This window comes from Opitutus sp. ER46 (assembly GCF_003054705.1).
Taxonomy (GTDB): Bacteria; Verrucomicrobiota; Verrucomicrobiia; order Opitutales; family Opitutaceae; genus ER46.
The window spans coordinates 92,252-119,202 of record NZ_QAYX01000017.1 but is presented as its reverse complement, the minus strand read 5'-3'; the positions used below and the strand labels follow the sequence as shown (position 1 = coordinate 119,202).

The following is a 26,951-nucleotide window of genomic DNA, read 5'->3' as shown; positions in this document are numbered from 1 at the left end:
GCGGCGGCCCGCCTACTCGCGAACCAGCAGGCTGAACTTGTGCAGGCCGGCCTTGCGGCAGACGTCCATGACGAACGTCGCTTTCTTCAGTTGCGCGGTCTCGTCCGCGCGAATCAGCACCGGGATTTCGCGGTCGATGTTCTTCACCTGCCGGAGCACGTCCAGCAACTGATTGTCGGCGACTTCGCGGCCGTTGAACGCGAGGCGCCCCTGCGCGTCGATGCCGATGGTGATCGACCCCTTGAACGCATTTTTGCCGGCCGTCTCCGCCTTCGGCAGCGTGATGTTCAGGCTGGCCGCGGTGCGCGCCTGCATCGTCACATACGCAAAGAGTACGAGCATCACCAGGACGTCGATCAGCGGAACCAGCGGGAGCTCCGGCCGACGGCGGCGACGGGTGACCAGGAGGCTCATGGTCCCTTCTGGGCGGGCGTGTCAGCGTGCTGGGCCAGCACGCGTTCGAGCAGCACATCCAATTGCGCCGCATGTTTCTCGATCACGCGCTGCAGGTAGCCGCTGCCGACCAGCGCCGGGAGCGCGATGCAAAGGCCAAGCACCGTCGCGGACAGCGCATAACCGACGCTCTCGGTGAACTGCACCGGATCGGGCATGCGCGTATCAGGGTCGACCACGGAGAATGCGCCGAGGAGGCCGGTCACGGTGCCGATCAGGCCGATGAGCGGCGCCGCGGCGTAGATGGTGTCCAGATAGCTGACGCCACGCTCCATCTTGATCACCTCGAGCCGCGCGTAGGCCTTGATGGCCTCGACGTCGCCCCGGTGACGTTCCGCGAACTCCAGGATGCGCCCGAGCGCAGACCGTTTGTCGCCCGCCGGCGGACGCCCCTCGATCACGGCCTCGGTCAGGTGCTCCGGCAGCACGACCGCACGCCTGAGCGCGAAAAGGCGCTCACAGATGATGAACGTGGCGGCGATGGAGCAAAGCCCGAGCGGATAGATCAGATTGCCAGCCTCGCGAAAGACGCGGGCCAAATCGATGGCGGCGAGAAACATTGGAATGACAGTGGGAGACGCGAGCGCCCGCCAAATGTTCAGAAAAAATGGTCAGGCTGGCCGGATCCTTTCACCCGGCTCCCGTCCCGCGCAAGCCTGGAGCCGACCACGGTTGCCGCGGGTCGGCTGCATTAACTTTGCCCGGTTTCGCCCTCAGGCCGCGAGATACGGCAACTTGGCGGCCGTCTCCTTTACCTTCGGAAGTCCCTCCAGCAGCTCCCCGATGGCATCCCAGCGTCCATTGACGAGGGCGTCGCGCGCCGAGGCCCGAACCTGGGCTGGCACGCGCTCGGTCCCGAACCGGATTTCCTGCTTCGCGACATCCACGACCACCTCCAGCTGCGGGTCGCGTTCGATCGCCGCCGCCACTTTCGCGATATCCTCGCGCTTGGCCGTGGCGCACGGGATGCCGAGCGTCGTGCAGTTGCCAAAAAAGATCTCGGCAAAGTTCTCCGCCACGATGGCCCGGAAGCCGTACTTCTGGATGGCCTGCGGCGCATGCTCGCGCGACGAGCCGCAGCCGAAATTCGCGCCCGACAACAGGATTGTCGCCCCTTTGAAGCGCGGCTCGTTGAGCGGGTGCGGCTTGTCGGTGCCGTCCGCATTCTTGCGCACGTCGAAGAACAGGAACTCGCCCAGCCCGTCGAACGTGACGCATTTCATGAATCGCGCCGGGATGATGCGGTCGGTGTCGATGTCATTGCCGGGCACATAAACCGCGCGGCCGGCAACCTGGGAGATCTGGGCGAGAGACATGGGAGGAAAGAGGGCCCGCGAACTCGCGAGTCAGCGCCGGCTCACCGGCGTGACCCGCGATCATTCGCGGGCGGTGTGTGTGTGTGCGTACCGGAAAATCAGTTGGCGGTGACCGAGAAGACCTGGCGGGCGTCGCTCACCCGCCCCGTGACCGCGGCGGCTGCCACCATGAGCGGGCTCATCAGCAACGTGCGGCCGGTCGGGCTGCCCTGGCGGCCCTTGAAATTGCGATTTGAGGAACTCGCGCAGAGCTGGTCGCCGACGAGCTTGTCGGGATTCATTGCGAGGCACATGGAGCAGCCCGCGCCGCGCCACTCGAAGCCGGCCTCGGTGAGAACCTTGTCGATCCCTTCCTTCTCACACTGCCAGGCCACAATCTGGGAACCCGGCACGGCGATCGCCTTGACCCCCGGAGCCACCCGTTTGCCGCGGACGTACCGCGCCACTTCCTGGAAGTCGCTGAGGCGCCCGTTGGTGCAGGAGCCGAGGAAAGCGACGTCGATCTTGGTGCCGGCGATCGGCGCACCGGCCTGCAGTTTCATGTAGGCCAGCGCCTCCTCGATCGAGGCCTTCTCATCGCCGGAAACCGCCTGCGTCGGATCGGGGATCGACTCCGTGATCGAGATACCCTGGCCCGGATTGATGCCCCAGGTGACCGTCGGGGCGATGTCCGCCGCATTGATCGTGACGACGTCGTCGTAATGGCAGCCCGGATCGCTCGCGAAGCTCTTCCACCGCGCCACGGCGGCATCCCAAGCCGCACCCTGCGGGGCGTACGGACGACCCTTCAGATAGGCAAAGGTGGTCTCGTCGGGATTCACATACCCGGCGCGCGCGCCGCCTTCGATGGACATGTTGCAGACCGTCATCCGCTCCTCCATCGAGAAGCGGTCGAACACCTCGCCCGCGTATTCGTACGCGTATCCGGTGCCGCCATTCACGCCGAGCACCCGGATGATGTGGAGAATGACATCCTTGGCATAGACCCCAGGACGGAGCGCGCCGTTCACATTGATCCGGCGTACCTTGAGCTTGCCCATCGCCATCGTCTGCGTGGCCAGGACGTCGCGGATCTGCGTCGTGCCGATGCCGAACGCGATCGCGCCGAACGCGCCGTGCGTGCTCGTGTGCGAATCACCGCAGGCGATCGTCGTGCCCGGCTGCGTGATGCCTTGCTCTGGCCCCACGATGTGCACGATGCCCTGCTTGCCGGTGGCGCGGTCGAAGAACGTGATCCCGAAATCGCGGCAGTTTTTCCGCAGTTCGTTCATCATGGCCTGCGCCAGCGTGTCGCGGTACGGCTCCACCAACTGATCCGTGGGCACGATGTGGTCCACCGTGGCAAAGGTGCGATGCGGCATCGCCACCTTCAGCCCCAGATCACGGAGCATGCCGAAAGCCTGCGGGCTGGTCACTTCATGGATGAGGTGCGTACCGATCAGCAACTGGGTCTGGCCATTCGCGAGGGAGCGAACGCTGTGGGCGTCCCAGACTTTTTCGAAGAGTGACTTTGGCATGGCGGAGAACGGCCGGAGCCGCGGGAAAAAGGATGTATGCGCTTCGGTCGGGCGCGGAGGCGCGCCAAATCAGTCGCACGAGGGCCGCAGTTTACCAGAGGGTTGCCATACCCGGGAAATACTTATTTGGTGCCCGGTGATGCCATTCCGGCATCAGCATCGATCCGGCTGCAACCCCGCCACTTCCCTGCGCTCCCTCTCACCATGGCTCGTGAATACCAGATTCCCTTCGATATCCGGCACCTCCTCTACTTCGTCGAGGTCGCCCGCCGTCTGCATTTCCGGCAAGCCGCGGAGGCCCTTGCCATCGCCCAACCCGCGTTGAGCCGGGCCGTCGCGCAGCTCGAAGCCGCGGTTGGCGTTGACCTGCTTAATCGTACCCGGCGGGGCGTTGAGCTCACCCCCGCCGGCAAGCTCCTGCTCGATCGCGTACAACCGCTCCTCCGCAGCATCGCCGCCCTGCCGGGCGAGCTGAAGGCCGTCGCGTTGGGCGAGGTCGGTCACATCCGCGTCGCGTTTACCGGCCTCGCCATGTCGACCGTCCTCCCGGGCATCCTCCGCGATTTTCACCGCCGCCACCCTGGCATCCGCCTCGAACTCATCGAATCCCCGACGTCCGCCCAGCTCCCGGCGCTGGCCGCGGGTGAGATCGCGTGCGGCTTCTTCCACCCGGACGCTCCCACCCCGTCCCTTCACACGCGTTCACTGTTGCGCGAAAACAATGGCGTGCTCCTGCCGTCCTCACACCCCTTCGCCCGCCGGCCCGCCGTATCCTTGCGCGACCTGGCCGAAACGCCGTTTGTCCTCTTTCCGCGCGCCCACAACGCCGGGTTCTATGATCGAATCCTCGGCGCGTTTGCCGCCGCCGGCGTCAATCCCCGGATCTCCGAGGAAATCTGGCCGCGCGCCAATGGCGTCGGCTTGGTGCGCGCCGGCCTTGGCGCCACTTTCATGACACCTTCGGAAGCGCAGCATCTGCCCCCCGAGGTCACGTTCCGGGCCCTCACCGGCCCAGCGCCCGAAAGCCGGCTCGTGCTGGGGTGGCGGAAGGAGGCTGAGACCGACCCAGCCCTCCGTTCCTTTCTCAACGTCGCCGCCGCGGAACGCTGATCTACCCCCGCACCGGTCGCGTCGCATGGGGGCGCGCACCTGACGCCGGCAACAGCGCCCGCCGCCCGCTCCTCGCCGCACGCTCAGCCGACCCGACTCCATGCTCGCCAACCGCGGCACCGCGGAGTTCAAACGGGATCAACCCACGCATCCATGGAACAAGGACAGCCGTCCGCCCACCTCGTTGTCTCACGTCTCCGGCTGGCAGCCTTCCCCGTCGCCTACGGCCTGAGCGGAGTGCTGGTGGGAGGAACGATCAACCGGGTGATGATCGCGGAGCTCGGCGTACCCGCCACGCTCGTCGCCGCCCTTTTCGCCATCCCGCTCGCGCTCTCGCCGCTGCGGTTGTGGTTCGGCTTCTGGTCCGACCAGCACCCGATCCTGGGGCGCCGCCGCGAACCGTACATGGTCTTGGGCGCGCTTGTTCTCGGCCTGGGCCTCTGCGGCATCGCGGCGATCACCCGCCCCGACGTTTCGGCCGCCTGGCTCGCGACCTTCGGCGTGCTCACCTTCACCGTGTATGGCCTGGGTCGAAATCTGGCCCACACCGCCTATCAGGCACTGGTCGCTGAAATCTTCCCCGCGCGCCAGCGCGGACGCGCGATGACGCTCTATGAGGTGGCCACGCTGGTTGGCTCCGTTGCCGGTGCCGGCATCATCGGCCGAAAGCTGGAACACTACGATCCGACACAGCTCCTGGCCGTGGCCGGTGGCGTAGCCGTGGCGGTCCTGGCGCTCACGCTCATCGCCGCTCCACGCCAGGAGGTTCTCTCCCTGGCAACGGCGCGCGCCGAACGGGCTGGCGAGCTGCCCTTTGGCCAAGTGCTCCGCGAGTTCGTGCTGGCGGATCCCCAGATCCGTCGGCTGTTCGTCGTGGTCGTCTGCACGTTCACCGGCACCCTCGCGCAGGACGTGCTTCTGGAGCCGTACGGGGCGCTCGTTCTCGGGCTGAGCGTCGGCCAGACCACGCGGCTCACGATGTTCTGGGGCATGGGGGTGCTGATCGCGATGCTCCTGTCGGGGCTGCTGCTGTTGCGCTGGCTGGGACCGCTGCGCCTGATGCGTGTCGGGCTCACGGCGAGCATCATCGTATTCAGCGGCGTCGCCGCACTCGGGATCGCCGGGGCGGCCGCACAATTCCGTTGGCTCGTGCTCGCGCTCGGATTGTGCACCGGCCTCACCGGCGCCGGCATGCTGGCCAGCGTGGCGCAGTTCACGACGCCGGAACGCGCCGGCATGCTGATGGGAGTCTGGGGCATGGCCAACATGGTCGGACACGCCGTCGGCAGCCTCATGGGCGGCGCGATCGTGGACGTGATGCGTCTCTGGACCGGGAACGCCCTCCTCGCCTACACCACGCTCTTCGCCGCGGAGGTGGCCCTCCTCGTCCTCGCCCTGAGGCTAAGCCTCCGCCTCGCCCCCGAGCGAACCCGCGCCGCCACCGAATTCGCGACGTCTCCGTAAACGCGTCCGCTGCCCCCGCGGCCCGCCGAAAACAGAAACCCCGCTCCCGTTGTTCTCGGGGGGCGGGGTTTTGCGAGGCGACGGTTGGTCGTCGTTTATGGCGCCACTCCACTCGGAGCAGCAGGTGGGGTCTTCTGCTTGAAGATCAACTTCTCGCCCTCCCGGGCGACGAGGACGGGTTCGCCATCCTTGACGTCACCGCGCAGCAGCGCCTCGGCGAGCGGATCTTCCAGGTAGTGTTCAACGGCGCGGCGCAGCGGACGCGCCCCGTACTTTTCGTCGTAGCCCTTCTCGATCAGCAGGTCTTTCGCCTCCTGGGTGAACTCCAGGGTGATCTTCCGCTCGGCCAGACGCTTGCCGAACGCGACCACCTCTAGATCCACGATCTTCACGAGGTCTTCCTTGTTCAGCGGACGGAAGAAGATGATGTCCGAGATACGGTTCAGGAACTCGGGCTTGAAGACGCGTTTCGCCTCCTCGAGCACCTTCTCGCGCATCTTCTCGGCGTCGTTGAAGCCCTGCGCCGCCGCGCCGAAGCCCATCGAGGTCTGCCGCTGCAGCAGCTGGGCGCCGACGTTCGACGTCATGATGATGATCGTATTGCGGAAATCGACCGTGCGACCGAGCGAGTCCGTCAACCGGCCATCTTCCAGAATTTGGAGGAGCAGCTGGATGACGTCCGGATGCGCCTTCTCGACCTCGTCGAAGAGCACCACCGCGTACGGCTTGCGGCGGACGGCCTCCGTCAGCTGGCCGCCCTCTTCGTAGCCGACGTAACCCGGAGGCGAACCGACCAGGCGGGACACGGCGAACTTCTCCATGTACTCCGACATGTCGATCTGGATGATCGCGTCCTGGTTGCCGAACATCTGCGAGGCGAGCTGCTTCGCGAGCATCGTCTTGCCGACGCCCGTCGGGCCCACGAACATGAACGAGCCGATGGGGCGGCGCGGATCCTTGAGATCGGCGCGCGAACGCCGCAGCGCTCGGGCGATCGCGGAAGCCGCGATATCCTGGCCGATGACCGCCTTCTGCAGCTCAATCTCGAGGGTAAGCAGCTTCTCGCTCTCCTTCTTCTCCATCCGGGAGAGCGGAATACCGGTCCAGTCGGCCACGACCTGCATCATGAGGTCGTCGTCGATGGTCACGCGCTTCTCATCGCGCTGCTTCTTCCACTGCTCGGTCACCTGCTCCTGCTTGGCGCGGAGCTGCTTCTCCTGGTCGCGGAACTTGGCCGCCTCCTCGAAGTGCTGTTCGCTGATCGCCTTCTCCTTCTTGGCGCAGATGTCCTCGATCTCCTTCGTCAGGCTCTCGATGTCCGGCGGGCGGCTCAGCGCCGTGATCCGGGCGCGGGAACCCGCCTCGTCCATCACGTCGATGGCTTTGTCCGGCAGGAAGCGGCCGGTGATATAGCGGTCGGAAAGCTTCGCGGCCGCCTCGAGCGACTTGTCAGTGAAGGTCGCCTTGTGGTGATCTTCGTACTTCGACCGGATGCCCTTCAGGATGAGGATGGTGTCGTCGACCGACGGCGCCTCGACCTTGACGGACTGGAAGCGGCGATCGAGGGCGGAGTCCTTCTCGATGTACTTGCGGTATTCGTTGAGCGTCGTCGCGCCCACGCACTGCAGTTCACCGCGGGAGAGCGCGGGCTTGAAGATATTGGAGGCGTCCATCGCCCCTTCGGCGGCGCCCGCACCCACGATGGTGTGCAGCTCGTCGATGAAGAGGATGATGTTCTTCGCGCGCTTGATCTCGTCCATCACAGCCTTGATGCGCTCCTCGAACTGGCCGCGGTATTTCGTCCCGGCCACCATGAGCGCGAGGTCGAGGGTGATGACCTTCTTCTCGTAGAGGATCTCGGGGACGTTGCCGGCCGCGATTTCCTGGGCGAGACCTTCGACGATCGCGGTCTTGCCCACGCCCGCCTCACCGATGAGCACGGGGTTGTTCTTCGTGCGGCGGCAAAGGATCTGGATGACGCGGCGAATCTCGTTCTTGCGCCCAACAACCGGGTCCATCTCGCCCTTGCGCGCCAGCTCCGTGAGATCGCGACCGAACGCCTTCAGCGCCGGGGTCTTCACTTCCTTCTTGTCGTCACCACCGCCGCGTTGCGGCGCGCCCGCGGCCGCCTCTTCGCCCGGCTCACCGCGCTCGGCGCCGGAGAATTGGGGATCGAGTTCGCGCAGGATTTCGTTGCGGGTTCGCTCAATGTCGACGTCGAGCGACTTCAGCACCCGGGCCGCGACGCCCTCACCCTCGCGCAGCAGGCCGAGCAGGATGTGCTCGGTGCCAACGTACGAGTGGTTCAGCGTCTTCGCCTCCTTGCCCGCGAGCGCGAGCACCTTCTTCACGCGGGGGGTGTACGGAATGCTGTTCTGCGTCTTGGTCTCCTGGCCGGTGCCGACCTGCTTCTCGACGGCTCCGCGCACGGTCTCCAGGTCGAGGCCCATCTTCTGCAGCACGCTCACGGCGACGCCCTGCCCCAGCTTGATCAGCCCAAGCAGGATGTGCTCGGTACCGACGTAGTTGTGGTGGAAGCGGTCCGCCTCCTTGCGAGCCAGCGCCAGCACCTGCTGTGCGCGTGGCGTGAAATTGTTCATCGGTTCTTGGGACATTTAGAAAAGTGGGTCGCGGTCAGTTCTTGTCTTGGCTGACGAGATTGAAGTCGGGGCGCGCAAAATTGGCAAATTCGGAGCGGAGCCGGACGGCCCGCAGGATGTCGCGCTGGGCGGGATCGAACTCGCCCTTTTGCGCATGCTGCAGGTGACCGGGCTGCGCCTCGATGAAAAGGCGGTCGATCACGGAACGAGCGGTATCCGGGAACGTGCCGAGGTCGATGCCCAGGCGGATTAGCGAAAGCAGGTTCATGGCCTCGCTCGAGCTCAGCACATGGCTGTTCTGGAGGATGCCGTAGGCCCGCCCCACCTTGTCCAGAAGCTTGGCGGCGTCCGCCTCCAGCAGCTTCTCGCGGGCGTTCAGCTCATGCTCGATGATCGACTGGAGCACGCTGGTCAGGCGCTTGATGATCTCCTCTTCCGATTCGCCGAGCGTCGTCTGGTTCGAGATCTGGAAGATGCTGCCGCTCGCGTCCGACCCCTCGCCAAACAGGCCGCGAACGACCATGCCGAGCTGGTTCACCGCGCGGACGACTTTCTCCATCTGGCTCGAGATGACGAGGGCCGGAAGATGCATCATCACCGAGCCACGAAGGCCGGTGCCGAGATTGGTCGGGCACGCCGTCAGGTAACCGAGCGTCGGCGAGAACGCGAAATCGAGCTGGTCCTCGAGCGAGCTGTCGAAGTCGTTGATCGCGTTCCAGGCCTTCTTGAGCTGGAAACCGGCGCGCAGGACCTGGATGCGCAGGTGATCCTCCTCGTTGACCATGACCGAGACCGCCTGGTCCTTGCTGATGACAACGCCGGCCCCGCCCTTCGCGCCGCTGAGTTCGCGGCTGATGAGGTGACGTTCGACAAGGATCTGCTTCTCCAGGTCGGTCAGCTCCCCGATCGAAAGATTGTAGCAACGCTTCATCGCGTTGGTGCTCGAGATCGCCGTCCGGCAGCGCTCGAAGATCTCCTCGCGCTGGCCGGGCTTGGCCCAGCCGGGGAACGGCGTGCCCGCCAGGTTCCGCGCCAGGCGCACGCGCGTCATGAGGACGATCGCGCTCTTGCTGCTCGACGAGTCGGTCAGCTCGGAATGGGAATCCAGGAGCGATGCGATGCTCATTGGTTTAGCGCGCGAACTTCGCCCCGAAGGCTTGTTTGACTTGGTTGATTTCATCGCGGGTGCGGGCGGCGTCCTCGTAGCGCTCCGTCTTGATGGCCTCGGTGAGGTCGAGTTCGAGCTTCGTCAACCGGTCGTAGAGCGTCTTCCGCTCCAACGCCCGGTGGGGAATCTTGCCAGCGTGCGCCGTGCCATTGTGCATCCCCTCCAGCATCGGTTCCAAAATGGATCGGAAGGTCTCGTAGCAGGCCGGGCAGCCGAAGCGCCCGTGCTTCTTGAAATCATTCTGGGTGAAACCGCATTGCTCGCACCGCACCCCGCCGCCGGCCACCGGCTCCGGGTTCAACGATGCTTTGAGCAGCAGGTCCGCCAGCGAGAAACCGCTCGGATCGGTCACCCCCTTGGCCTGGGCACACGCCTCGCACAGATCCACTTTGTGGACCTTGTTGTTCACAATCTGCGTCAGGTGCACTGTCGCAGGCTTGGAGCAAAGATCGCATTTAAGCGGGTTGGCCATGGTAGGTGTTTTTGTTCTGCACGGAACATGCCACAGACACGTTCGCTGGCAAGTGTGGGCGAGTGGTGTGGCACGTGCGCCGCGACGGCGCGCCACCCTGTGACAACCGTGCTATCGTGACACGCGGCCACGAACTTGAAAACGCGTGGTCGTCCGCCCCCAACTCGCCGCCAATTGGCGCTAGATTTTCCGTTGCCCGCCTCAGATTCGCGTCCCCTCGAGCTTCACGCGGGCCCGGAAATCGGCCAGCACGCGCTGCGTGATCGGACCGGGCTTGCCGGTGCCGATGACCCGCCCATCCAGCTTCACCACCGGGATCACTTCCGCGCCGGAACCGGTCAGGAAACACTCGTCCGCGCACCAGATGTCGTAACGCGTCAGGTCCACCTCGCGCAGCGGGATGCCGGTCGCCTGCGCAATGTCGATGATCGTCGAGCGTGTGATGCCCTTGAGCGCGCCTTGGGAGGCGGCCGGCGTGAGGAGTTCGCCTTTGTGCACGACGAAGATGTTGTCCGCTGTGCACTCCGCCACATAGCCTTGGTCGTTCAGCATGATGGCCTCGAGCGCCCCGAACTGCTTCGCCTCAATCTTGCCCAGGATGTTGTTGAGATAGTTCAGCGACTTCACCGTCGAGGGCAGCGCCGCCGGTCCAATCCGCCGCGTCGGCACCGTCACGATCCCGAGGCCGTTGTCGTAGTATTCCTGCGGGTACAGCGAGATCTTGCCCGCGATGATGAAGATCGACGGCTTGGGACAGAGCCACGGGGCCAGCCCGAGGTCGCCCACCCCGCGCGTGATCACCAGGCGGATATACGCGTCGCGCAGCCCGTTCTGCCGGCAGGTCTCGCAGGTCGCCCAGCTCAGCTCCGCCCGCGAGAGCGGCATCTGCAGCATGATGGCCTTGGCCGAGTTCTCGAGCCGCTCCAGGTGCTCCTCAAGCCGGAAAATGTTCCCGTCGTACAGCCGGATGCCCTCAAAAACGCCGTCGCCGTAAAGCAGACCGTGATCGAACACCGAGACCTTGGCTTCCGCGCTATCGACGAATTTTCCGTCCAGGTAGACCTTCATGGCGCGCACCATTGGCAGACGCCGAAACCCTTGTCCAGTTGCGTTTCCCAACGCTTTGTCCATCGTCCCGCGACTCATGACCAACGCCGGCCCCACACCGCACGTTCCCTCCTCCACTCCGCCCGCCGCGGTCGCCAGCCGCATCCCCACTTACGTCATCGGGCACCGGAATCCGGACGCGGATGCGATCTGTTCGGCCATCGCCTACGCCGCCTTCAAGGAGGCCCGCGGCGAACGCGGTTATGTGGCCGCCCGCTGCGGCAATTCCAACGCCCGCATCGACACCATCCTCCGCCGCTTCCACCAGCCGCTCCCGCTTTACCTGAGCGACGTCTCGCCGCGTGTCCACGACCTGATGACGGCCGACGTCATCTCCATTCCCCAGGGCGCAACCTGCGCCGAGGCATTGGAACTCATCGACCAGCACGCCATCCGCATCCTGCCGGTCGTCGGCCCCGAACGCAGCGTCGTGGGCACCGTCTCCCTCGCCCACCTCGGCGGCGTCTTCATCCCCCGCGTCAGTGAGCCCCGCCTCATGCGGCAGGTGCACACGTCCCTCGCCCACATGGTTCGCGCGCTGCGGGGCAAGGCGCTCAACCTCGTCAAGGAACAGCAGGTCGAGCAGTTGTTCGTCCGCCTGGGCACCATGGACGTCAGCTCCTTCTGGGCCATCTCCATCCGCGAGAACATCCCCGCGGAGAAATCCATCATCGTCGTCGGCGACCGCACCGACATCCAGCGCCGCGCCATCGACATCGGCATCCGCGCGCTGATCATCACCGGCAACAACGACATCGACGCCGAGACCCTCGCCCTCGCCCGCGCCCGGGGCGTCAGCGTCATCCAAAGCCCCTACGACTCCGCGACCACCGCCTGGGTGGTGCGCACCGCCTCGACCATCGACCGCATCATCGATCGCGACTTCAAGAGCGTCGGACCCGACACCCGCATCGCCGATATCCGCAAGCTCCTCGCCCCGACGACCGCGCACGAGCTCATCGTGACCAGCGACGAGGGCTGCCTCATCGGCATCATCACCAAGAGCGACGTCCTGAAACCCGTGCAGACCCGCCTGGTCCTGGTCGATCACAACGAGCTCACCCAAGCCGTCCCCGGCGCCGAGGAGGTCACCATCACCGAGGTGATCGACCACCACCGCCTCGGCGCCCTCAACACCGCGCAACCCATCCTCTTCATCAACGAGCCCGTCGGCTCCACCTGCACGATCGTCGCCGACCTGTTCCGCCGCGAAGGCATCACGCCCACGCCCGACATTGCCGGCGTCATGATGTCCGGGCTGATCTCCGACACGCTCCACCTCAACGGCCCCACCACGACCGCCAAGGACGCCCGGACCCTCGCCTGGCTCGCCGAGATCGCGGGGATGAACCCCAAGCAGCTTGCCGACGAGATCTTCAACTCGGGGTCCGTCATTCTCGCGGTCCCGCCCGAGAAGGTCGTGCGCTCCGACCTCAAGGTCTACGAGGAGCAGGGCATTCGCTACGCCGTTTCCCAGGTCGAGGAGCTCGGCTTCGGCAATTTCTGGCGCCACGCGAAACCCATCGCCGATGCCCTCGAGGCCCTCTGCACCCAGGACCGGCTCGATTTCGCCGCCCTCCTCGTCACCGACATCAACACGCAGAATTCGCTGTTGATCGTGAAGGGCGGACCCGAGGTCGTCCGCCGCATCAATTATCCGCATGTCGAACAGGACGAGATCTTCGACCTGCAGGGCATCGTCAGCCGCAAGAAGCAGCTCATCCCGTATCTCACGAGTCTCCTCAAGGAGATGGCGGCCGATGGCACCACTCCCGCCGGCTCCCCCAACGCCCTCAAGACGGGCGGCGGCCGCTGACGTGGCCGCGGGGGCGCGGCGGCGCGCTTGCGGGCCGTGCCGATCGCGAGGGGAAGCACACCCGGTGGATTTACCGCTGCGCGCTCAGACGAATTCTATCAGCGCACGCGGCCAAGCGCGTGCGCCTTTGCGAAGCCAACGGCATCCGCGACGCCGCGGCGGGCCTAGATATGGATGGCTTCGCCGCTGGTGGCGGCCGCCGCTTCCATCAGCGCCTCGCTCAGCGTCGGGTGCGCATGGATCGACCGGTGCACCTCGTCGACGCTGCCTTCCATGTTCATCGCGAGCACGTACTCCGCGATGAGCTCCGGCGCCTCGTTGCCGAGGATGTGCACGCCGTAGATCTCGCCGGTCTTTGCGTCGCTGATCACCTTCACGAAGCCCTCGGCGTCGCCCGCCGCGACCGCCTTGCCGGACGCCGTGAACGGGAACTTGCCGACCTTGTAGTTGAGCCCCTTCTCCTTGCAGGCCTTCTCGGTCAGCCCCGTGCTCGCGATCTGCGGCTGGCAGTAGGTGGCGCCAGGGAAGATTTTCACGCGGCCGCCATGCTTGTGGCCGAACATCGATTCGACGGCATTCACGGCCTCGTACGTCGCCACGTGCGCGAGCCACGGCGGCCCGATGATGTCGCCCGCGGCGTAGATGCCCTTCACGCTGGTCTCGTATCCGTCATTCACCTTCACGTAGCCGCGATCCAGCTCGAGCTTCACCTTCGGCGACAGCGCGCCTTCCAGGTTCGGCGTCACGCCGATCGCGAGGAGCAGGCACTCGGCCTCGAGTTCGGTGGGATTACCGTCCTTCGCCAGCGTCAGCTCCACCTTGTCTTTGCCGACGCGGACATTCTCAACCTTGGTGCCGACGTGGACCGCGATGCCCTGCTTCTCGAACGAACGATGCAGCGCTTTGGCGATGTCTTCGTCCTCGACCGGGACAACCTGCGGCAGCATTTCCACGAGCGTCACCTTGCTGCCGAACGCATTGAAGAAATAGGCAAACTCCACGCCGATCGCACCGGCGCCGATGATGACGATCGACTTCGGCGGCGTCTTCCGCGGGACGAGTGCCTCGCGCGAGGTCATGATCCGCTCGCCGTCGACCGGCACGTCCGGGAGGCGCCGCGGTTTGCAGCCGGTGGCAAGCAGCACGTTCTTCGTCTTGAAGAACTTCCCCTTCTGCGGCCCGTCGGTGATTTCCACCATGCCCGGCACCGTCACCTGCGCGCGGCCGACGATGTAGTCGACCTTGTTCTTGCGGAACAGAAACTCGACGCCCTTCGCCATCTGGTCGGCGACGCCCCGGGAGCGCTGCATGACCTTGCCGAAATCGAAGGCGATCTCCTTGGCGCCGAGCCCGTAGGCCTCGGCCTTCTGAAAGGCGCGGTAAACCTCCGCACTCTTCAGCAGTGCCTTGGTCGGAATGCAGCCCCAGTTGAGACAGGTGCCGCCCGCGCGCTCGAGCTCGATGCAGGCAACCTTCTTGCCCAGCTGCCCCGCACGGATCGCGCCCGCGTATCCCGCGGGCCCACCACCGATGACAATCAGATCGTACTCCGTTGTTTCTGCCATTTGGCCAACGTCGCTAGGCCGCTGGGTTCGTCAAATTCAATCTCCACGCCCCGGCCCCGGTGCGCGCCGAAAGTGCCGGCGCTCAAGCTGGCGCGACGGAGCATCAGTGTAGCCGCTTCCGCCGCTCCGAATATCGACCCGGCACACCGTCCCTCGGCTGGGCGCGCCATCGCTCGAGGCGCGCGGCACCGCAAACCAACGTCAGATATCAATCACGTCGCCGCCCTTCGGAGGCTTGGGCGGAGGCGGCGGCTGACGATCCTTGGCCGCACCGCGGATGACACCGCTGGCAAACCAGTTCGTGACGCTCACCACCAGCGAGCCGCCGACGGCCGACCAGAACCCGGCGACTTGAAATCCGTCCACCAGCCGACCCACCAGCAGGAATAACAAGGCATTGATCACCACCACGCCCAACCCCATGGTCACGATGATGAACGGCAGCGTGAACAGCACCAGCAGCGGCCTGAGGATCGCATTGAAGAAACTCAGCAGCACCACCACGACGAACAGGGTGACGCCGTCGTCGCAATGGATGCCCGGGATGAGCCGCGTAGCCAGCAACACGCCGAGCGCCAGCACGAGCCAGCGGAGCAGCAGTTGAGTGAAGGGAGAGCGCATCGAAAGAGCGGCAACCATCCTCCCAAACCTGTCCCCCGCAATGAAAATCCTTGTCGTGCAGGACCACCTCCGCAGCGGCGGCACCGAGCGCCAGTCGGTGCTGCTCACGGGGGCGTTCGCCGCCGCGGGTCACGACACGACGCTGCTCACGTTTCGCCCCAGCGGCGCTCTGCAGCCCACCATCGCCCCCGCCGTGCGGCAGGTCGCGCTGCAACGCGCCGACTACCGTCTCGACTGGTTCGCCCCGGGACTTCGCCGCGTGACCGCGCAACTGGCGCCCGAAGTAATCCTTTGCATGGGGCGTATCGCGAACTGCTATGCCGGATCCCTGCAGCGCGCACTGCCCGCCAGCGTCGTCATCGCCACGATGCGCACGGGCAAACCCCTGCCCTGGCTTTTTCGCACCTCTCTCCGCCTTGTCCGGCACGTCGTTGCCAATAGCCATGAAGCGAGCGCGACGCTCACCGCCCGCTACGGAGTGCCCGCGGCACGGATCAGCGTCATTCACAACTCGCTCGTTTTCCCACCGCTCCTGTCGGGCACCGAACGCGCCGCCACTCACGACGCCCTTCGCCAGCGCCATGGCGCGACGTCCAACACCGTCGTGTTGCTGAACGTGGCGATGTTTCGGCCCGAGAAAAACCAGCGCGAGTTAGTGGAGATCGTGGCCGGGCTTCCCGCGGGCTTCGACGTCCAGCTTTGGCTCGCCGGCGACGGCCCGGCCCGGCCCGCCTGCGAAGCGCTCGTCAGGGATCGGCAGCTTGCCCATCGCGTCCGGTTCGTCGGCTTTCACCGCGACCCGTCCGCGTTGTATGCCGCGGCCGACATCGCGGTCCACGCGTCCTGGAGTGAGTCGCTCTCGAATTTCCTGATCGAGGCGCAGGCGCAAGGGCTGCCCGCCGTGGCATATCAGGCGCAAGGCGTCACCGAGTGCTTTGTGCCCGGCCGCACGGGTTGGGCCATCGCCCGCGACCAGCGTGACGCCTTCCGCGCCCAAGTCCTCGCGCTGGCGCAGGCCGCTCCGTCCGAGCGGGCTGCCCTAGCCGATGTTGCCCAGACGTTTGCCCGCGCGACCTTCGACCCAACCCGGCAGGTGGAGAAATACCTCGCGGTATTCTCTGCGCTTCGCGCCACGCCCCGGGGCTGAGGCCGACCGGCCACCAAGCCCTGAGCCACGCCACCTTCCCGGCGGGCCGCAAGCCCCCGAAGCGCGCGCCCGTCGCCGATCAGGGACAGGTCCGTTTGATGTTGGGGAGAAAGGTTTTCGCGCTGCCTTGTTTTGCACAGCCAGAGCCGTGGCGTGGCGTAAACTGCTGATCCATCGTACAAGCGGCCCCAAACCGCATCACTTGGAGATCAGGGGACAGACCCCGTTTAAGTCCCTGCCCCCGTCTCGGTCGCCGTCTTCTCAAACGTACCTGTCCCCGATCGCCGGCCCGCCACCCAAACGTAGCTGTCCCTGATCGCCGACGATTGCAGTCATGGCTGACCTGAAACGTACCTGTCCTTGATCCATCAGCCACACGCCAGCGACGGGGGGAGGCGATCGGTCGCCGCCTTCTCCACGAGGGACAGGTACGTTTCAAGTCGGCGCGCTCAACGTGCCGGCACAGCCCCCGCAACCGGCGCTGGACTCTGCGGACGGGCGGGGTACTTCAGTTCCTGTCGCCGTTCTACCGCGTCCCCTTTTTCCGCCCACCCCGCCTGCCATGACCAACAAGCAGCGCACCGACCTCATCGAGAAGTACATCCGCAAGCATACCTACGCCGACCTGCACACCCTCGCGACCGAGTTCGGCGGCTCTTTATCCACCGTGCGCCGCGCCCTGGACCTCCTCGAGGCCCGCGGTATCGTCCGACGCCATCACGGCGGCGCCTCGCTCATCGAGACCGACGCTCTCGCCGAGGAGTACGACTTCCTCGCCCGCAACAAGCGCCAGGTCGACGCCAAGTTCGCCATCTCCGCCCTCGTCGCCGAGCAGGTCAAACCGGGCATGACCGTGATCCTCGACGGTGGCACGACCACCTATACCGTCGCCCGCCTCATCGCCGGCCGCCGTCTCCAGGTCGTCACCAACTCCCTCCCCGTCGCCTCTCTCTTCGGTGACGTCGGGACGGCCGAAACCACCGTCACCGGCGGCAACATCTATGGTCGGCTTGGCGTCCTCCTCGGCCCCACCTGCGAGCAGGCGTTCGACGGCATGCACGCCGACCTCGCGATCCTTGGCGGCGCCGGCATCACCGAAAACGGCATCTGGAATCAGAACGCGCTCATCGTCTCCGCCCAGCGCAAAATGATCGCCGCCGCCGAACGCGTCATCTTCGCCGTCGACAAGACCAAGTTCGGACGCAAGGCGCTCAACCTCACCGCCCCGTTCGACGCTCGCTTCACCATCGTCACCGACACGCTCCCCGAGCCCGCGGTGGTCAACGCGATCAGCACCGCCGGTGCCACCCTGACCCTCGCCGAAAAGGTCGCCTCCCCCGACGAGGAGCCCGATTTCGAGGTCTGAGCTCGCGTTTCGCCTCCGGCAAAACGCGAGAAGCTTACGGCCGGTCACTTCCACCACCGCGCCGCAATCGCTTCCTACAGCCGGGCGTACTCCGAACTCCGCTTGCTCCGCGCGCCTTCTGCCCGCGCCCGGCCGTCGTTTCGACCGGGAGTGCGGCCATCGTGGCGAGAATCCGTTGGATCGTGTTCCAGGTGCGCGTCGTGATGCGTTTCCCATACCGGCGCTCCAACGCGACCATGAACTCGGCCCCCTCCATCTTCGTCCGATCGATCGCGGTGCACACCGGTGCCGGATCGTCCTTCCGAAAGGTGACCACCAGGTACAGCGGGGCTCCATGCTCCGCGCCGTCAAAGGGGTCGCTGCGCACCAGCGCCTCAAGTTCGTCCCGACTTCGCACGAACACATCGATCGTCTCGCCGAGCTTGTCCGCCAGTGCTTGCTCGATTTTCCGCTCCAACGTGGCCGTCTTCGTCCTGCGCGCGGCGAACACCAGGTTACCGCTCGAGAGCAACGGCTTCACCGCCTGATAACCCATCCCCGTCAGCACCGCGCAAAGCTTCGGGTTCCGGGTTTTCGGGTTCGCGGGGCCGATCCCGCGCAACAGCGCAACATATTGGGTGAGTGGCATGGGAAGGTGGGCGCGTCGCCCAAACTGCGAATCACTCGCGGCTTGTCACCTCTTCCGTTCGCGCCGAACCCGCGCCTCCTGACACCGGCCTGTCAGCAGCTTGGCCGACGACCGGGCGCTGAGTTGCGTTCTCGGCTCCGGTCAGCTTCGTCAGCGGGGTGTCTGCACCTTCACCCGTGTCCTTTCCAGCGGCGCCAGAATCCATCCGATTACGCGGAGTCCGTCAGAATAATCTGAAGGGCTTCGACCTCGATCTGCCGTTGGGCAAGTACATCGTGGTCACCGGCCTAAGCGGCGCGGGCAAGTCTTCCCTCGTGTTCGACACCCTCCACGCCGAGGGCCAGCGGCGCTACGTCGAGACGTTTTCCGCCTACACCCGCCAGTTCCTCGACCTGCTCGACAAGCCCAAGGTCGACTCCATCGAGAACATCCGGCCGTCCATCGCCATCGAGCAGACCAACACCGTCAAAACGTCCCGCTCGACCGTCGGCACGATGACCGAGCTCACCGACTTCTTCAAAGTCTGGTTCAGCCACGTCGCCGAATGCTTCGATCCCGCCACCGGCGAAAAGGTCGAGGACGACAATCCGCAGAGCATCTGGACCAAAGTCCTCGCCGCGCATTTTGGCCGCACCGTTGTCGTCGGCTTCCGCGTCACCCGCCCCGATGCCCTCTCCTGGCCCGAGATTCTCAAAAACCTCAAGGCCCAGTCCTACGTCCGCGTCCTCCTCCCGTCGTCCGCACCGGCCGCCTCCACTGCCGCGTCCTCGCCCACCCGCGCCCGCCGCGGCAAGACCGCGTCGCCCACCGCCACCGCTGTCTCGGCCGTAATCGCATCCGGCGCCCCCACCCCTTCCGTTTCGCCCGCGGCTCAGGCCGCCCCAACGCCCGTTTCCACGCCCGCCGCGCTCACCGCCCACCGGATTGACGATCTCCTCGCGCTCCCGCCCGCCACCCTCGCCAGCCAGCTCCCCGGCGCAGTGCTCTACGTTGCCCAGGATCGCGTCGCCGTCACCGCCGACAACCGCGCCCGCTTCCTCGAGGCCACCGAAACCGCCCTGCACTTTGGCAAGGGCGAGGTTCACATCTTCGGCGAGACCGACGCCTCCGCTTCGTCTCCCGCCACGCTCACACCTTCCGTCCCGGCAACCTCTGTGGCCGGCTCCGCGTCCGCCCCCGCCCCCGCCACCGCCTCCCGCGCGTCCGCCTGGACCGAACTCGGCCACTTTTCCCAGGGCCTCCATTCCCCGAAAACCGGCCGCACGTTCCGCCGCGCCACGCCCGCCCTTTTCTCCTTCAACTCCCCGCTCGGCGCCTGCCCGAAATGCCGCGGCTTCGGTCGCGTCATCGAGATCGATTACCGGCTCGCCATCCCCGACCAGTCCCTGTCCATCGACCAGGGCGCCATCAAATGCTGGGAGGGCGAGGTGTATCGGGCGTCCTTGGACGACCTCCGGCAGTTCACCAAGCGCAGGAAGATCCCGACCGACGTCCCGTTCGCCTCGCTCACGCCCGAGCAGCAGAGCTTCATCATCGACGGCGAACCGGGCTACGGGGAGGAGAATGGCAAGCAGTGGCCGCAGTACTGGTACGGCGTAAAGGGCTTCTTCCGCTGGCTCGAGAAGACCACCTACAAGATGCACGTGCGGGTCTTCCTCTCCCGCTACCGCGCCTACAACCCCTGCCCCGACTGCGGCGGCCAGCGCCTCCAGCCCGAATCCCTCTGCTGGAAATGGCAGGGCCGCACGCTCCCCGAGCTCTACACCATCCCGGTCTCCGACCTCCTCCAGCTCCTGCGCTCGGCCGCTCCCTCGACCAGCACCTCCTCCGCCCCTTCCACCACCCCGCCCGCCTCCTCCGATCTCGCCTACGACGCGATCGTCACGCGGCTGCGTTACCTCGAACAGGTCGGCCTCAGCTACCTGACGCTCGACCGCCCGTCGAAGACGCTCTCCGGCGGCGAGGTCGAACGCGTCAACCTCACGAGCTGCCTCGGCACGTCCCTCGTCGACACGTTGTTCGTCCTCGACGAGCCAAGCGTCGGCCTGCACGCCCGCGACATCGACCGGCTCATCGCGATCATCCGTTCGCTCACCGACGCCGGCAACACGGTCGTCGTCGTCGAGCACGACGAGGCCATGATCCGCGCGGCCGACCACGTCGTCGAGGTGGGTCCCGAACCGGGCCAGCGCGGCGGGCATATCACCTTTCAGGGCACAGTCGCCGACATGCTGGCGTCCCCGCAAAGCATCACGGGCGCCTACTTCTCCGGCCGCCAGTCCGTGCCGACGCCCGCCGCCCGCCGCCCGGTGGCCACCCGGCCCGCCGCCGCCGCGGCTAGCTTCGCCCCGCCGTGGCTGACTTTCCGCGACGCCACCAAACACAATCTCTGCCAACTCACGCTGCGCCTACCGCTCCAGCGGCTCGTCTGCCTCAGCGGCGTCTCCGGCTCCGGCAAATCCACCCTCCTCGACAACGTCATCTACCAGGGCCTCCTCGCCCAGCGCCACCTTCTCACCGAGGATGCCGCCACGATCGGCTCGGTCACCTGCGACGTCCCGCTCGGCGAGGTGGTCCTCGTTGACCAATCCCCGCTCTCGCGCACGCCGCGCTCCAACCCCGCCCTCTACACCGAGGCCTGGGATCTCATCCGCGAGCTCTACGCAACCACGCCCGCCGCGCAGGAGGCCGGCTTCAGCGCCTCGTCCTTCTCCTTCAACAGCGGCGACGGTCGCTGCGAACACTGCCAGGGCCTCGGCTACGAGCGGGTCGAGATGCAGTTCCTCTCCGACGTTTTCGTCCCGTGCCCGGTCTGCGAGAGCCGCCGCTTCAAGCCCGAGATCCTCGCCATCCAGTGGCACGGTCGCTCCGTCGCGGACCTCCTCGCCACCAGCGTTTCCGATGCGCTTCCGCTCTTCGCCGAACACGCGACCATCCGCAGCCGGCTCGCGGTCCTCGATGCGGTGGGCATGGGCTACCTCACGCTCGGCCAGCCGCTCAACACGCTCAGCGGCGGCGAATCTCAGCGCCTCAAGCTCGTGCGCTACCTGAGCGACTTCACCGGCGACGCGGGCCCCGCCGCCCGCGGCGCGTTGCTCCTGCTCGACGAACCCACGACCGGCCTCCACCGCCACGACGTCAAACGGCTGCTCTCCGTGCTCCAGGCGCTCGTCGACCGCGGTCACAGCGTCGTCGTGATCGAGCACAACCTCGACGTCCTCAAATCCGCCGACTGGCTCATCGAGATCGGGCCCGAGGCCGGCGCCGGCGGCGGCCGGATCGTCGCCGAGGGCACGCCCGAGGACGTCGCCCAGGTCGAGACCGCCACCTCGCCCTTCCTGCGCGAGGCCCTCGGTATCCGCTCCGCCAACGCCACGCTGCTCGCGGCCGAGGCTCCGGGCGCCTACACGACCTCGCGCCGCGGCAAGGCCAAGCCCCCCACCGCCGCACCGATCGCACCCGCACGTCCCGCCCTCGCCCCCGTGCTGCGCATCGAGGGCGCCCGCGAAAACAACCTCAAGAACCTGTCGCTCTCCATTCCGCACCGGCAGCTCAACGTCGTCACCGGCGTCTCCGGCTCCGGCAAGTCGACCCTCGCGTTCGACATCGTCTTCGCCGAGGGCCAGCGCCGCTTCATGGAGTCCATGTCGCCGTACGCGCGGCAGTTCGTGGAACAGCTGCCGCGCCCCGCACTCGACCGGCTCACCGGCATCCCGCCCACCGTCGCCATCGAGCAGCGCGTCACCCGCGGCTCCCGCAAGTCCACCGTCGCCACCATCACCGAGGTCGCGCAGTATCTGCGGCTCTTGTACGCCCGCCTCGGCGTGCAGCACCACCCGGAGACTGACCAGCCGGTCCGGCCGCTCTCGCCCGGCGAACTGAAGCAACTGCTCGGCCGCGTGCTGCAGTCGCCCGCCGCGAAACGCGCGAAGCACCTCTACCTCTGCGCCCCGCTCATCCGCGGCCGCAAGGGCCACCACCAGCCCATCGCCACCTGGATCTCCCGCCACGGCTTCGAGCTCATGCGCATCGACGGCCTGCTCACCCGCGTCGACGCCTTCCAGAAACTCGACCGTTACAGGGAGCACGACATCGAGGTCGTCGTCTCCGACCTGACCACCGTCGCCGCGGCCCCCGCGAAGCGGGTCCCGGCCGCCAGACCAGCCCCGCGCCGCGGCACGAATCCTCCCGCCACGTCCGTCGCGCCGGCGCCCGCCACGCCCGCCGCCGCCCTCGACCAGGCGCTGGCGCTCGGCAAGGGCGCGTGCTTCCTCCTCACCGAGCGGGGCGACATCCTGTCCTGGTTCTCCACCACGCGGACCGACATCGAGACCGGCGAGTCCTTCCCCGAGCTCGACCCGAAAAACTTCTCCATCAACTCGCCACGCGGCTGGTGCCCCACCTGCCGCGGCCACGGGCGCGTCTATCCGTGGATGCTCGAGCTCGCCAAGGAGGACGAAAAGGACGACCCCGCCGCCCGCTTGCGCGAGTTCGGCGTCGAGGCGCCTGAGGACCTCGCCGACGAGGGCCAGCCCTGCCCCGAGTGCCACGGCGCCCGGCTCAACCGGATCGGCCGCTCCGTGAAGCTCCATTTCCGCGGCGCGCAGCCGCCGCGCTCGTTGCCAGAGCTCCTCCGCGCCACGCCGTCCGAGCTCCTCGCCCGGCTCGCCACGCTCGACCTCGACCGCCGCGGCAAGCTGATCGTCCAGGACATCATCCCGCAGATCGAGGAGCGGCTGAAGTTCCTCGACCACGTCGGCCTGCCGTACCTGTCGCTCGATCGCGCCACCGAGACGCTCTCCGGCGGCGAGGCCCAGCGCATCCGGCTCGCCGCCCAGCTCGGCTCCAATCTCTCCGGCGTGCTGTACGTCCTCGACGAGCCGAGCATCGGGCTGCACGCGCGCGACAACGACCGGCTCATCGACACGCTCCAGGCGCTGCGCGCGAAGGGCAACACGCTCCTCGTCGTCGAGCACGATGACGAACTCATGGAGCGGGCCGACCAGATCATCGACCTTGGACCGGCCGCCGGCATCCACGGCGGCGAACTGCTCGCGCACGGGACGCCGGAGGAGATCAAGCGCAACGCCAAGTCGCTCACCGGCCTCTTTCTCGCCAAGGGCATCGCGCACCCGCTGCGCGGCCAGTATCGCCTGCTCGAACCAACCACGCGCAAGGACGCCTGGCTCGAGCTGACCGGCGTGCGTTTCCGCAACCTGAAGGGCTTCGACCTCCGCCTTCCGCTCGGCCGCCTGATCATGGTCGGCGGCCCCAGCGGCGCCGGAAAATCCACGCTCTTCCGCGACGTCCTGCATCCCGCGATCAACGCCGCCCTCGGGGCCAGGAAGGCCACGCTCACGGGCAAGGACTTCGTCAAGGCCACCGGTTTCGCCGACGACGCGCCCGGCGCGACCAACCCGCTGCCGCCATTCGATGCCCTGCGCGGCGCGCAGGGATTCCGACGCGTCGTCGAGGTGGACCAGTCGCCGATCGGCAAGACGCCCCGCTCCACGCCGGCAACCTACCTGGGCATCTTCGACCTCATCCGGCAGTTCTTCGCCAGCCTCCCGGAGTCCAAGATCCGGGGATACACCGCGTCCCGCTTCTCGTTCAACACCCCGGGCGGACGCTGTCCGACCTGCGAGGGCGCCGGCCGCGTGAAGCTGGAGATGGCGTTCATGCCGGACACCTACCTGCCGTGTGATGACTGCCGCGGCTCGCGCTACAGCGCCGAGCTGGCCGATCTCACCTGGAAGGGGCGCAACATCGGCCAGGTGCTCGAGCTCACCTTCGAGGAGGCGGCGACGTTCTTCGATTTCCATTCGAAGCTGCAGCAGGTCTGCCAGCTCATGGTCGACTGCGGCCTGGGCTACCTGACGCTCGGCCAGAGCTCGCCCACGCTGAGTGGCGGCGAGGCGCAGCGGCTCAAGCTCGTCACCGAGCTCTCCACCGGCCTCGCGTCCTACCGCGAACGCAGCCGCGGTGAGCTGCCGCGCAACCTGTACCTCCTCGAGGAGCCAACGATCGGCCTCCACCTGAGCGACTGCGAGAAGCTCATCCAGGTCCTGCACTCACTCGTCGACCAGGGGCACACCGTCGTCGTGATCGAGCACCACCTCGATCTCCTCGCCGAAGCGGACTACGTCGTGGAGCTTGGGCCGGTCGGCGGCCCCGCCGGCGGCGAACTGCTCTACCAGGGGCCGCTCGCCGGACTGCTCAAGGTGAAGCGCAGCCCGACCGCGCCCTATCTCCGCCGCCGCCTCACTTCTGCCCAGGCCGCGCGTTGATCGAGCCTGCCGGACGCACGCGCCACGCGCTGACGAGGCCCCGCGCTCGCGTGGTTGCACGCGAGCGCCCCGGAGCCCGTTGGCAGCGGCACTGAAGGTGCGCGGCCTTCCGCGCCACTCAGCCCAGCGCGTCCCGAATCGCCTTGGCCAACTCCGCCATCCGCACCGGCTTGATCAGGCACGAGGCGAGCTGGGCCACGGCAACGCTGCGCGTGAGCAGCTCCGGGTTCAGGTATCCCGTCAGGAGAATCCGCTGCGTGCCCGGGTGTCGCTGCGCGCACCGCACGAGAAATTGCAGCCCCTCCTCGCCCGGCATCAGGTGATCGCAGACGACGACATCGTACCGCCGCGTCGTCATGAGCAGTTCGGCATCCCGCGCGTTCGCCGCGACATCGAGGGCAAACTCCCGCTCCAAGCCCTGCCGCAACGCATCGAGCAGCGGCGCCTCGTCATCCACCAGCAGCACCGCCGGCTTGTTTCCCGACCTGTCCGCGGCGGCGTCCATGATCGGCTCGGCGGCGCGGGGTTATTTCTTCGCCGCGAGGCTGGCGTCGTGCGCCTTGGCGGCATCGGTCACCACGCGCACCAGCTCCGAGATCGCCACCGGCTTGAGCAGGTAGCGAAACAGCGCGGCCTCGTTGACGCTGCGCAAGAGCATCTCGGGCTTCATGAAACCGGTGACGAGGATGCGCTGCATGTGCGGGAAATCCTCCCGGGCGCGCACGAGGAAGTTCATGCCGTTGCCGCCGGGCATCAGGTGGTCGGCCACGACGACCTTGAAGCGCTTCTTCTGCAGGAGGAAGTCCGCGTCCCGCGCATTGTTCGCCGTCGTGACGTCGAAGTACGGACTGAGCGCCGCCACAAACACGTCGAGCAGGGGCTGCTCGTCGTCAACCAGCAGGACGGCGTCCTTGGGCTGCTCGTGGGTCGGGGCGTTCGTGGGGCTCGATTGCATTTTGCGCGGAGCGTGAATTTCGCGGCGGGCGCTGGCAAACCGAATGTGGCCGTCGCCTCGTGCCGTATCCGCGGGGGCAACAAGATGCTACGTGACTGCCGCCGCTGGCTTAACCGTGTTTTGTTTTGCCACGCCTCCCCGGGAGGCGCTTGCTCCTGCGCATCCAGCGATGGAAGCAATCGACCTCCCAACCGCGCTCCGTGACGGCACTCTCGCCCAGATACCGGCCCCCGCCCTGACGCTCACCGCCTTTACGGCGCCGAATGCCGCCGGCAATACGCCCATGCACGTCGCGGCCAAGTACGGGCGGCTCCGCGAGCTCCCGGCCGAATTTCTCACGCCAGAGACCCTTACGCTCAAGAACGACGCCGGCTACACCCCCCTGCACCATGCGGCGCTGGGCGGCCACTTGGACCAGATTCCGCCCGCGCTGCTCACCGCAGAGAACCTCGCGCGCCGCAGCAACGCCGGCGTGACGGTCGTTCACCTCGCCGCGGCCAACGGCCATCTCGACCAGATTCCGGCCGCGCTGCTCACCGCGGAGACTGTGCAGTGGAAGTCCGACATCGGGAACACCCTGCTGCACGACGCCGCCGAAAACGGCATGCTCGACCGCGTGCCGGCGGCCTTCCTCACTCCGGCGAACCTGGGCGCGAAGAATCTCGGCGGTGAAACCGTGCTCCACGTTGCCGCATTCAACAACCACCTGGCTCAGGTCCCCCGCGAACACCTCTCCGCCGCCGCGCTCCGCGAGGCCACGAGCTCGGGCGACACCGTGTTTCACGCCGCCGCCGTCTCCGGCCACCTCGAGCAGATCCCGCCGGAGCTCCTCACGCACGACAACCTGGTCGTCGCCAGCAAGTCGGGCTTCACGCCCATCCACGCCGCAGCCGAAACGGGCCAGCTCAACAAGATCCCCGTCGATCAGCTCACCGCCGACCTCCTGCTGACGCGCAACGACAACGGTGACACTCCCCTCCACGCGGCCGCGTACGAGGGCCACCTCGACCAGGTGCCCTCCTCCCTGCTCACGCCCGAGCGCCTCGCCACCCGCAATTACGACGGCCTCACCGTCCTCCGCACCGCCGTGAACCGCGGCTTCGTCCACCAGCTCCCGCTCGCCGTCCGGCCGCGCGAGCCCGGCCCGATCCGCCGCTTCCTCCAGCGCCTCGCCAACAGCCGGCTTCCGTTCTGAGCGCTTCCACCTCCGGCCGCCAGGTCCTCGCGACAACGCCGGCGGCCCCGCCGTCCGCGACCAGGCCCGCCTCCCGCTATGCGTTTGATGCCCGGCAGTTTCCAAGGCGGATTTTCTCCTGCAAATGGTGACCGGGAATCACCAATCCACACATAGTTTTTCGC

General features: G+C 66.8%; 20 protein-coding genes. 7 read left to right on the top strand and 13 right to left on the bottom strand.

Going from position 1 to position 26,951, the window contains the following annotated elements; genetic code table 11:
* Positions 1-12: 12 nt before the first annotated feature.
* From DB354_RS02830 to leuC, 4 genes are all read right to left on the bottom strand, one after another.
* Positions 13-414, bottom strand: a complete 402-nt coding sequence (locus tag DB354_RS02830; protein WP_107833916.1) for a biopolymer transporter ExbD — start codon at positions 412-414, stop codon at positions 13-15.
* Positions 411-1,013: a MotA/TolQ/ExbB proton channel family protein gene (locus DB354_RS02825; protein WP_107833915.1), complete on the bottom strand. Its 603-nt coding sequence runs from the start codon at positions 1,011-1,013 to the stop codon at positions 411-413. Before DB354_RS02825 ends, DB354_RS02830 begins: the two co-directional genes overlap by 4 nt.
* A 153-nt stretch (positions 1,014-1,166) precedes the next feature.
* Complete coding sequence (gene leuD / locus DB354_RS02820; RefSeq protein WP_107833914.1) at positions 1,167-1,769, bottom strand: 3-isopropylmalate dehydratase small subunit; 603 nt, start codon at positions 1,767-1,769, stop codon at positions 1,167-1,169.
* Between the two features lie 98 nt (positions 1,770-1,867).
* The gene (leuC, locus tag DB354_RS02815; RefSeq protein ID WP_107833913.1) at positions 1,868-3,286 is read right to left on the bottom strand and encodes a 3-isopropylmalate dehydratase large subunit; all 1,419 of its coding nucleotides are present in this window, start codon (positions 3,284-3,286) and stop codon (positions 1,868-1,870) included.
* 204 nt (positions 3,287-3,490) lie between these two features.
* Between leuC and DB354_RS02810 the strand changes: the two genes are divergently transcribed.
* Both DB354_RS02810 and DB354_RS02805 read left to right on the top strand, forming a co-directional pair.
* Entirely contained in the window at positions 3,491-4,396 is a 906-nt protein-coding gene (locus tag DB354_RS02810) for a LysR family transcriptional regulator (protein WP_107833912.1), read from the top strand.
* A gap of 153 nt (positions 4,397-4,549) precedes the next feature.
* Positions 4,550-5,860, top strand: coding sequence for an MFS transporter (locus DB354_RS02805; protein ID WP_107833911.1), 1,311 nt, complete (start codon positions 4,550-4,552; stop codon positions 5,858-5,860).
* Positions 5,861-5,955: 95 nt separating this feature from the next.
* Here the strand turns inward: DB354_RS02805 and DB354_RS02800 are convergent, their stop codons facing one another.
* The 4 genes from DB354_RS02800 to ilvE all read right to left on the bottom strand — a co-directional run bounded on the left by DB354_RS02800 (position 5,956) and on the right by ilvE (position 11,168).
* Complete coding sequence (locus DB354_RS02800; protein WP_107833910.1) at positions 5,956-8,475, bottom strand: ATP-dependent Clp protease ATP-binding subunit; 2,520 nt, start codon at positions 8,473-8,475, stop codon at positions 5,956-5,958.
* Between the two features lie 19 nt (positions 8,476-8,494).
* Positions 8,495-9,586, bottom strand: coding sequence for a protein arginine kinase (locus DB354_RS02795; protein WP_107833909.1), 1,092 nt, complete (start codon positions 9,584-9,586; stop codon positions 8,495-8,497).
* A 4-nt stretch (positions 9,587-9,590) separates the two neighbouring features.
* Complete coding sequence (locus DB354_RS02790; protein WP_107833908.1) at positions 9,591-10,100, bottom strand: UvrB/UvrC motif-containing protein; 510 nt, start codon at positions 10,098-10,100, stop codon at positions 9,591-9,593.
* A gap of 201 nt (positions 10,101-10,301) precedes the next feature.
* Positions 10,302-11,168 carry a branched-chain-amino-acid transaminase gene (gene ilvE / locus DB354_RS02785; RefSeq protein WP_107834063.1) on the bottom strand — a complete coding sequence of 289 codons (867 nt, stop codon included), beginning with the start codon at positions 11,166-11,168 and terminating at the stop codon, positions 10,302-10,304.
* Between the two features lie 76 nt (positions 11,169-11,244).
* Here ilvE and DB354_RS02780 point away from each other — a divergent pair, with 76 nt between their 5' ends.
* Positions 11,245-13,023 carry a putative manganese-dependent inorganic diphosphatase gene (locus tag DB354_RS02780; RefSeq protein WP_107833907.1) on the top strand — a complete coding sequence of 593 codons (1,779 nt, stop codon included), beginning with the start codon at positions 11,245-11,247 and terminating at the stop codon, positions 13,021-13,023.
* 164 nt (positions 13,024-13,187) lie between these two features.
* Here the strand turns inward: DB354_RS02780 and lpdA are convergent, their stop codons facing one another.
* Both lpdA and DB354_RS02770 read right to left on the bottom strand, forming a co-directional pair.
* Complete coding sequence (lpdA, locus tag DB354_RS02775) at positions 13,188-14,588, bottom strand: dihydrolipoyl dehydrogenase (RefSeq protein WP_107833906.1); 1,401 nt, start codon at positions 14,586-14,588, stop codon at positions 13,188-13,190.
* Between the two features lie 201 nt (positions 14,589-14,789).
* On the bottom strand, positions 14,790-15,209 hold the full coding sequence (locus DB354_RS02770) for a phage holin family protein (RefSeq protein ID WP_107834062.1): 420 nt from the start codon (positions 15,207-15,209) through the stop codon (positions 14,790-14,792).
* A 40-nt stretch (positions 15,210-15,249) separates the two neighbouring features.
* On the opposite strand from DB354_RS02770, the gene DB354_RS02765 reads away from it, so the two are divergent.
* Positions 15,250-16,356, top strand: a complete 1,107-nt coding sequence (locus DB354_RS02765; RefSeq protein WP_107833905.1) for a glycosyltransferase — start codon at positions 15,250-15,252, stop codon at positions 16,354-16,356.
* Positions 16,357-16,918: 562 nt separating this feature from the next.
* Positions 16,919-17,722, top strand: coding sequence for a DeoR/GlpR family DNA-binding transcription regulator (locus DB354_RS02760; RefSeq protein ID WP_107833904.1), 804 nt, complete (start codon positions 16,919-16,921; stop codon positions 17,720-17,722).
* Between the two features lie 34 nt (positions 17,723-17,756).
* On the opposite strand, the gene DB354_RS02755 is transcribed toward DB354_RS02760, so the two are convergent.
* Entirely contained in the window at positions 17,757-18,350 is a 594-nt protein-coding gene (locus DB354_RS02755) for a DUF1697 domain-containing protein (RefSeq protein WP_107833903.1), read from the bottom strand.
* 176 nt (positions 18,351-18,526) lie between these two features.
* Here DB354_RS02755 and DB354_RS02745 point away from each other — a divergent pair, with 176 nt between their 5' ends.
* Entirely contained in the window at positions 18,527-24,637 is a 6,111-nt protein-coding gene (locus DB354_RS02745; RefSeq protein ID WP_233256535.1) for an excinuclease ABC subunit UvrA, read from the top strand.
* A gap of 118 nt (positions 24,638-24,755) precedes the next feature.
* Here the strand turns inward: DB354_RS02745 and DB354_RS02740 are convergent, their stop codons facing one another.
* Both DB354_RS02740 and DB354_RS02735 read right to left on the bottom strand, forming a co-directional pair.
* Entirely contained in the window at positions 24,756-25,142 is a 387-nt protein-coding gene (locus tag DB354_RS02740; RefSeq protein ID WP_107833902.1) for a response regulator, read from the bottom strand.
* Between the two features lie 21 nt (positions 25,143-25,163).
* Positions 25,164-25,592, bottom strand: coding sequence for a response regulator (locus DB354_RS02735; protein ID WP_107833901.1), 429 nt, complete (start codon positions 25,590-25,592; stop codon positions 25,164-25,166).
* Between the two features lie 169 nt (positions 25,593-25,761).
* On the opposite strand from DB354_RS02735, the gene DB354_RS02730 reads away from it, so the two are divergent.
* On the top strand, positions 25,762-26,787 hold the full coding sequence (locus DB354_RS02730) for an ankyrin repeat domain-containing protein (RefSeq protein WP_158277334.1): 1,026 nt from the start codon (positions 25,762-25,764) through the stop codon (positions 26,785-26,787).
* Positions 26,788-26,951 lie beyond the last annotated feature (164 nt).

Coding starts and splice junctions, on each gene's coding strand:
- DB354_RS02830 (WP_107833916.1), bottom strand. CDS start 414: ATGAGCCTCCTGGTCACCCGTCGCCGCCGTCGGCCGGAGCTCCCGCTG.
- DB354_RS02825 (WP_107833915.1), bottom strand. CDS start 1,013: ATGTTTCTCGCCGCCATCGATTTGGCCCGCGTCTTTCGCGAGGCTGGC.
- leuD (WP_107833914.1), bottom strand. CDS start 1,769: ATGTCTCTCGCCCAGATCTCCCAGGTTGCCGGCCGCGCGGTTTATGTG.
- leuC (WP_107833913.1), bottom strand. CDS start 3,286: ATGCCAAAGTCACTCTTCGAAAAAGTCTGGGACGCCCACAGCGTTCGC.
- DB354_RS02810 (WP_107833912.1), top strand. CDS start 3,491: ATGGCTCGTGAATACCAGATTCCCTTCGATATCCGGCACCTCCTCTAC.
- DB354_RS02805 (WP_107833911.1), top strand. CDS start 4,550: ATGGAACAAGGACAGCCGTCCGCCCACCTCGTTGTCTCACGTCTCCGG.
- DB354_RS02800 (WP_107833910.1), bottom strand. CDS start 8,475: ATGTCCCAAGAACCGATGAACAATTTCACGCCACGCGCACAGCAGGTG.
- DB354_RS02795 (WP_107833909.1), bottom strand. CDS start 9,586: ATGAGCATCGCATCGCTCCTGGATTCCCATTCCGAGCTGACCGACTCG.
- DB354_RS02790 (WP_107833908.1), bottom strand. CDS start 10,100: ATGGCCAACCCGCTTAAATGCGATCTTTGCTCCAAGCCTGCGACAGTG.
- ilvE (WP_107834063.1), bottom strand. CDS start 11,168: ATGAAGGTCTACCTGGACGGAAAATTCGTCGATAGCGCGGAAGCCAAG.
- DB354_RS02780 (WP_107833907.1), top strand. CDS start 11,245: ATGACCAACGCCGGCCCCACACCGCACGTTCCCTCCTCCACTCCGCCC.
- lpdA (WP_107833906.1), bottom strand. CDS start 14,588: ATGGCAGAAACAACGGAGTACGATCTGATTGTCATCGGTGGTGGGCCC.
- DB354_RS02770 (WP_107834062.1), bottom strand. CDS start 15,209: ATGCGCTCTCCCTTCACTCAACTGCTGCTCCGCTGGCTCGTGCTGGCG.
- DB354_RS02765 (WP_107833905.1), top strand. CDS start 15,250: ATGAAAATCCTTGTCGTGCAGGACCACCTCCGCAGCGGCGGCACCGAG.
- DB354_RS02760 (WP_107833904.1), top strand. CDS start 16,919: ATGACCAACAAGCAGCGCACCGACCTCATCGAGAAGTACATCCGCAAG.
- DB354_RS02755 (WP_107833903.1), bottom strand. CDS start 18,350: ATGCCACTCACCCAATATGTTGCGCTGTTGCGCGGGATCGGCCCCGCG.
- DB354_RS02740 (WP_107833902.1), bottom strand. CDS start 25,142: ATGGACGCCGCCGCGGACAGGTCGGGAAACAAGCCGGCGGTGCTGCTG.
- DB354_RS02735 (WP_107833901.1), bottom strand. CDS start 25,592: ATGCAATCGAGCCCCACGAACGCCCCGACCCACGAGCAGCCCAAGGAC.
- DB354_RS02730 (WP_158277334.1), top strand. CDS start 25,762: ATGGAAGCAATCGACCTCCCAACCGCGCTCCGTGACGGCACTCTCGCC.